This is a genomic window from Marinobacter sp. UBA2498, assembly GCF_002341575.1.
GTDB lineage: Bacteria > Pseudomonadota > Gammaproteobacteria > Pseudomonadales > Oleiphilaceae > Marinobacter > Marinobacter manganoxydans.
The window spans coordinates 16493-18603 of sequence record NZ_DDOI01000133.1 but is presented as its reverse complement, the minus strand read 5'-3'; the positions used below and the strand labels follow the sequence as shown (position 1 = coordinate 18603).

Sequence of the window (2111 nt, the reverse complement as noted above, 5' to 3'; positions counted from 1 at the left end):
TTCCGAAGGAATCTGGTTTAATGGAAGTGCCATCTCTAATTACCTGTTGATAAACAGTTCCGCGCCGGCTTCAAACAGCGGTTGCAGCCAATCCTAGAAATTCCGTTCCGGCACGGTCAGGATATCCCCGGGTCGCAGGCGGTAATTGGTGGATACATCACCCTTGCTGAGAATGTCGTTGAGTCGAACGGGAATGGCCACCATCCTGTTGCCCAGTGAGCGGTACAACATGGCGTCGTTGAGGTTGGCAAAGGGGTTTGCACCGCCTGCGCTCAGCACCATGTCCAGGACCGTCATTCCGGACCTGTGGGGCACGGAGATGGGCTGGTTGACCGCGCCGGTTACCCGCACCCGGTTGTTGAATTCCTGGCTGCCCATGGACTTGACCACCACGGTTACCTGGGGTTCACGGATGTAGCTTTTAAGGCCTTCCTCGATTTCATTGGCGAGCTGTTCCGGCGTTTTACCGGTGGCCTGGACATCGCCAATAAGGGGCATGGATACCCTGCCGTCCGGGCGTACGGGAACGCCGATGCTGAGATCCGCATTACGCCAGACCGAGATCTGGATTTCATCCGTTGGGCCGAGCACATACTCCTCGACCCCCGTTGATGTCTGCAGGCTGAGAGCTTCGTTGATGTCTTCCTGAGACGATGGCTGAGGCCCGGCACAACCCGTTACAAACGCTACCGCCGTCACGGAGATCAGCAGTCCCCGCAGTGAATACTTCGATGACATTGTTATTCCTCTCTGATTCCGTGTCTGTTTCCGTGTCCCGGGGAGGGCAGGTCCCGAAACTACCTTGATCCTTTCTTGAACAGTACCACCTCTACTGTTTGAATTATAATCAATAAATCCAGCAACAGGCTTTGATTCTTGATGTAATAGAGGTCGTAACAAAGTTTTTCCCGCGTGTCTTCCTCGTTGCCCGCGTACGCAAAGCATAGCTGGGCCCAGCCGGTCAGGCCAGGCTTTACGCGATGGCGCTCACTGTAAAACGGTATCTTTTCAGACAGCTGCGCCACGAACACCGGCCGTTCGGGGCGCGGGCCCACGAAGGCCATGGTGCCATTGAGAACGTTAAAGATTTGCGGCAGTTCGTCGATCCGTAATTTTCGGATAACGTCACCCACCCGGGTTACCCGGGTGTCGTTTTTGCTGGCCCAGACTGCTCCATTTTTCTCAGCATCGTTAATCATGGAGCGGAATTTGTACACTTTGAAGACTCTGCCGTTAAGCCCTACCCGTTCCTGGCTATACAGCATCGGCGCCCTGAAGCCATCCTCTGCTTTTATGGCTATGACGGTAAGGATCATCAACGGCAAACTCACAAGCAGGAGCGTTGTTGCTGCCAGGATATCCAGTGATCGTTTACCAAATCCGAAGACCGACGAGACGGTAAAACCATCGGTAAAAACCAGCCAGCCCCTGGTGACCATTTCCAGCGCAACTTTACGACTCTCCCGCTCATAGAAAGTCATACCGTCAACAATTTTTACGCCCTCCATCTTGCATTCCAGCAGGTCTTCCATGGGCAGGCCCTTGCGGCGATCATCCACGGCTACCACAATTTCACTGACCGGGTTCTTGATGATGAATTGGTGAAGTGTGGTGGGAATGTTCAGCAGGTAGTCGTCGCGGATCTCAACCGGCTCGTCCGGCAGGGGGACAAACCCCATCAGGATGAACCCCTTGCGGTTCAATGGTGCTTTAAGGTCTTCGTGAATCTGCCTGGCGCGAAAGCCAGCACCCAGTACCAGCACCTTTCGTTTGAAGGCGTCCTTGCCCACCGTGTCGAAGAAGATTGAGCGCGCGATACCGATCAGGAAAAAGCCGAACACAGACCCTGTTGTCAAAACACCGCTTTCACCGAGGTACCACAACCAGTCTGCTGCCAGCAGGTAGGCAAAACCGTTTAAAGGAATGCTGATAATCAGCGCCATGATGGTGCGGAGCATCATGCCCGACATGCCCTCCTCCAGGCGCGACTGGTGAACACCAAGCGCCACCATCACCAAAAGGTTCATTGCCGAAAAGACAACCGCTGATGGCAACAGAAATCGCAGGTTTTCAAGGAAGAAGGAAAGGTCGCCGAAGTAGCGAAAAAATAC

Annotated in this window: 2 protein-coding genes; both read right to left on the bottom strand. The window is 54.1% G+C overall.

Going from position 1 to position 2111, the window contains the following annotated elements; all coding sequences use genetic code 11:
- Positions 1-93: 93 nt before the first annotated feature.
- On the bottom strand, positions 94-738 hold the full coding sequence (locus B2W52_RS18340) for an XrtA/PEP-CTERM system exopolysaccharide export protein (RefSeq protein ID WP_286803867.1): 645 nt from the start codon (positions 736-738) through the stop codon (positions 94-96).
- 59 nt (positions 739-797) lie between these two features.
- A partial coding sequence (locus tag B2W52_RS18335; RefSeq protein ID WP_286803866.1) for a TIGR03013 family XrtA/PEP-CTERM system glycosyltransferase occupies positions 798-2111 on the bottom strand: 1314 nt, incomplete at its 5' end.

Coding starts and splice junctions, on each gene's coding strand:
- B2W52_RS18340 (WP_286803867.1), bottom strand. CDS start 738: ATGTCATCGAAGTATTCACTGCGGGGACTGCTGATCTCCGTGACGGCG.